4 protein-coding genes are annotated in these 3,808 nt (G+C 73.7%); all 4 read left to right on the plus strand.

What is annotated here, in order from left to right; all coding sequences use genetic code 11:
- Window positions 1–535 precede the first annotated feature (535 nt).
- Window positions 536–985 (plus strand): 50S ribosomal protein L13, encoded by a 450-nt coding sequence (rplM, locus tag CBZ_RS09825; protein WP_130781382.1) that lies wholly within the window; start codon window positions 536–538, stop codon window positions 983–985.
- Between the two features lie 41 nt (window positions 986–1,026).
- Entirely contained in the window at window positions 1,027–1,515 is a 489-nt protein-coding gene (gene rpsI, locus CBZ_RS09830; RefSeq protein ID WP_130781383.1) for a 30S ribosomal protein S9, read from the plus strand.
- Between the two features lie 124 nt (window positions 1,516–1,639).
- Window positions 1,640–2,989 carry a phosphoglucosamine mutase gene (glmM, locus tag CBZ_RS09835; protein WP_130781384.1) on the plus strand — a complete coding sequence of 450 codons (1,350 nt, stop codon included), beginning with the start codon at window positions 1,640–1,642 and terminating at the stop codon, window positions 2,987–2,989.
- A partial coding sequence (locus CBZ_RS09840) for a peptide deformylase (RefSeq protein ID WP_174768656.1) occupies window positions 2,986–3,808 on the plus strand: 823 nt, incomplete at its 3' end. The genes glmM and CBZ_RS09840, both read left to right, overlap by 4 nt.

Here is a 3,808-nt window from a genome sequence, read left to right on the forward strand (position 1 = left end):
GCCGCGGGCGTCGTGGTGAGGGTCGCGAGGGCGAGGGCGGCGAGCGCGAGGCCGGCGGCGAGGCGCCGGTGCGGTCGGCCGCCGGCGGCCGGCGCGCGGGAGGGCAGGGGGCGGAGGGCTGGACGCGTCATCGTCGACTCGTTCCTCGGGTGCCGGTGGGTGCCGGGCGGGCCGGCAGGTGCTGGGCGGGTGCCGGGTGGAGCAGGCGCGACCGACACTAGAGCGGACGTCCGATATGCCACAAGAGTCCGTCGCGTTTGCGTCGTCCCGACGTTCGGTTCTTGCAGAGAGAGGCCCCGGCATAGCAGGTGGGCAGCGCAAGGCGACCGGTTTTGACCGGCGATCCGGCGGCCAGGTACTCTTGTGCGTTGTTGTGCGTCCCCTGTCGCGTGCCCGGGCTTCTCACCTGTGGCGCTGCGGTGGCGTCCCGGTGCGTTTCCCACTCGCCGGACGGGATGCTCCGACAGCCCTCCACAGGTGCCGCCGACGCGGTGCCCGTGATTCGCAGACACACACGAACGAAGGCTTACGACCCGTGCGCACGTACACCCCGAAGCCCGGCGACGTCGAGCGGACCTGGTACGTCATCGACGCGACCGATGTCGTCCTCGGCCGCCTGGCCACCCATGTGGCCACGCTGCTGCGCGGCAAGCACAAGGCGACCTTTGCCCCCCACGTCGACGGTGGCGACTTCGTCATCGTCATCAACGCGGACAAGGTGGCCCTCACCGGCAACAAGCGTGAGACCAAGCTCGCCTACCGCCACTCCGGCTACCCGGGTGGTCTGCGGGCGACCCGCTACTCGGAGCTGCTCGAGAAGCACCCCGAGCGGGCGATCGAGAAGGCCGTCCGAGGCATGCTCCCCAAGAGCTCCCTCGCGGCCAAGCAGATCGGCAAGCTCAAGGTCTACGCGGGTGCCGAGCACCCTCACGCCGCCCAGCAGCCGAAGCCGTTCGAGATCATCCAGGTCGCGCAGCAGGCCTGACGGCCGCCGCGCGAGAGAACAGACAGGAACCGAGGACACCAGTGGCAGAGACCACGGTCGACATCGACCTCGAGGGCGACGACACGCCCACCAGCTACACCTCCGAGACGGCCGCCCCGCAGGGGCGTGGCCAGTCCATCACGGCCCCGGGCCAGGCCCTGGGTCGCCGCAAGGAGGCCATCGCCCGCGTGCGCCTGGTCCCCGGCACCGGCCAGTGGAAGATCAACGGCCGCGCGCTCGAGGACTACTTCCCGAACAAGGTGCACCAGCAGCTCGTCAACTCGCCGCTGAAGCTCGTGGACGTCGAGGGTCGCTTCGACGTCGTCGCGCGCATCACCGGCGGTGGCGTCTCCGGCCAGGCCGGCGCGCTGCGTCTGGGCATCTCCCGGGCGCTCAACGCGATCGACGCCGAGCACAACCGTCCGGCCCTCAAGAAGGCCGGCTTCCTCACGCGTGACGCCCGTGTGGTCGAGCGCAAGAAGGCCGGTCTCAAGAAGGCCCGCAAGGCGCCGCAGTACTCGAAGCGCTGATCCAGCGTCTCTCCCCGATGGCCCCGTCGGTCGAATCGACCAGCGGGGCCATCGGTGTCTGCGGGATCCTGAGCGGCGGAGCGCGAACGCGCCGACGACGCCGCGTGACGGTGAGGAGTGAGTGATGGGCCGACTGTTCGGCACCGACGGTGTGCGAGGGCTGGCGAACCGGGACGTGACGGCCGAGCTCGCGCTCGACCTGTCCGTCGCCGCGGCGCACGTGCTGGGCGCGAGCGGCGCGTTCGAGGGGCACCGCCCCCGAGCCGTCGTCGGACGCGACTCACGCGCCTCCGGCGAGTTCCTCGCGGCCGCCGTCGCGGCAGGGCTCGCGTCCGCCGGCGTGGACGTCGTCAACGTCGGCGTCCTGCCGACGCCCGCCGTCGCGTACCTCACCGCCGAGCTCGGCGTCGACATCGGCGTGGTGCTGTCCGCCTCCCACAACCCGATGCCCGACAACGGCATCAAGTTCCTCGCCCGCGGCGGGCACAAGCTCGACGACGAGCTCGAGCTCGCCATCGAGGCGCGCATGGGCGAGGTGTGGGACCGCCCGCTCGGCGCCCAGGTCGGCCGCATCCGGCTCGACACCGGCCGCGCGGGCGACGACTACGTCGACCACCTGGTCGGCACGATCGGCGCCCCGCTGTCCGGCCTGCGCATCGCGGTCGACTGCGCGAACGGCGCCGCGAGCGAGGTCGGGCCCGCCGCGCTGCGGCAGGCCGGCGCTGACGTCGTCGTCATCAACGCGTCGCCCGACGGCCGCAACATCAACGAGAAGTGCGGCTCGACGCACCCCGAGCAGCTGCTCGTCGCGGTCGTGGCCTCCGAGGCCGACCTCGGCGTCGCGTTCGACGGCGACGCCGACCGCTGCCTCGCGGTCGACGCCGACGGCCGGCTCGTCGACGGCGACCAGATCATGGGCGTCCTGGCGATCGCCCTGCGGGACGCCGGCGGTCTGGTGGACGACACCCTCGTCACCACCGTCATGAGCAACCTCGGTCTGCGGCTCGCGATGCGCGACCACGGGATCCGCACCGTCGAGACCGCGGTCGGCGACCGGTACGTCCTCGAGGCCATGCGCGCCGGCGGCTACTCGCTCGGCGGGGAGCAGTCCGGGCACATCATCATGGCCGCGCACTCGACGACCGGCGACGGCGTCCTCACTGCCCTGCAGCTCGCGGCCCGCGTCGCGACGACCGGCGAGCCGCTCTCGAAGCTCGCCGGGGTCGTCCAGCGCCTCCCGCAGACCCTCGTCAACGTGCCCAACGTCGACAAGGGCCGCGCCGGCGCCGACGCGCCCCTGCTCGACGCGGTCCGCGCCGCCGAGGCGCGCCTCGGGGACACCGGCCGCGTGCTGCTGCGCCCCTCCGGCACCGAGCCGCTCGTCCGCGTCATGGTCGAGGCCGCCACCCAGCAGGACGCCGACGACGTCGCTCGCGACCTCGCCGACGTCGTGTCGGCCCGGCTCGCGCTGTGACCACGGGCGGGGCCTCACGGCGGCGCGACGTCGCGCTGCGTGACCTCGTGCTGCGCCTGCTCGACTCGGCGCACGGCACCGGCACGGTGCCGATCGTGCAGGCCGGGCACCCGGTGCTCCGCTCGAAGGCCCTGCCCTACGACGGCCAGCTCGCCGACGACGAGCTCGAGTCGCTCGTGCACGTCATGCGCGCCACGATGCACGCCGCGCCCGGTGTCGGGCTCGCCGCGCCGCAGATCGGCCTGCCCGTCGCCGTCGCGGTGCTCGAGGACTCGGGGCCGCCCGACGGCGACGTCGCGCAGGTCCGGGAGCGCTCGCCGCTCGAGTTCCGCGTCCTCGTCAACCCGCGGTACGTCGCTGTCGACGACGAGCGTCGCGCGTTCTACGAGGGCTGCCTCAGCGTCGTCGGCTACCAGGCCGTCGTCGCGCGTCCGCGCCGCGTGCACCTGGTCGGCAGCGACGAGCGGGGTCGACCGCTCGACGAGGTGCTCACGGGCTGGCCGGCGCGCATCGTCCAGCACGAGACCGACCACCTCGACGGGGTGCTCTACCTCGACCGCGCCGAGCTGCGGTCGCTGGCAGCGGCCGACGCGCTCGGCCTGCGGTGGGCGAGCGAGCCGCGCCCGACGACCGCGGCGATCGCGCTCGGGTTCGAGCTGGAGGGGCTGGCGGACGTCCGTCCCGACGAGCTCGCCGGCGGTGTCGTCGAGGCGCTCGCCCCGGCCGGTGCCGAGCCGCCCGCCGGCGCGCCGGACGCCGCGGCGGTCGAGCGCCCCGCCGACGCGTTCGACGGGGCGCCCGCCGCCGACGCGCTCGACC

The sequence above is a fragment of the Cellulomonas biazotea genome (assembly GCF_004306155.1).
Classification (GTDB): Bacteria; Actinomycetota; Actinomycetes; order Actinomycetales; family Cellulomonadaceae; genus Cellulomonas; species Cellulomonas biazotea.